This window comes from Psychrobacter sp. TB55-MNA-CIBAN-0194 (assembly GCF_040309505.1).
In the GTDB taxonomy this organism is placed as follows: Bacteria; Pseudomonadota; Gammaproteobacteria; order Pseudomonadales; family Moraxellaceae; genus Psychrobacter; species Psychrobacter fozii.
Genome location: NZ_JBEOOW010000410.1, coordinates 1 through 263 on the forward strand (window position 1 = coordinate 1; position 263 = coordinate 263).

Here is a 263-nt window from a genome sequence, read left to right on the forward strand (position 1 = left end):
GACTACTACAGGAGCCGCTTCAGTTATATCGTCCCAATCAACATTCACTAACCCCGACATCATTAAGATAGCAACATAAAACAATGTCCCTGTTGTCGCATAAGCTGGCACCATAGCGGCTAAGGGCGAGAAAAATAATGACGCTATAAATAACAATCCAACGACTACTGCGGTTAAACCAGTACGACCGCCGGCACTCACCCCAGCAATACTTTCAATGTAGCTCGTGGTGGTTGATGTACCCAATGCTGCACCGGTAATGG

The 263-nt window shown here is 46.8% G+C and carries 1 protein-coding gene; it reads right to left on the bottom strand.

Annotated features, from left to right (window positions below; all coding sequences use genetic code 11):
- Nucleotides 1-263, bottom strand: a 263-nt coding sequence (locus AAEY75_RS15675; protein ID WP_352260109.1) for a solute carrier family 23 protein, incomplete at both ends; no start/stop codon positions are given.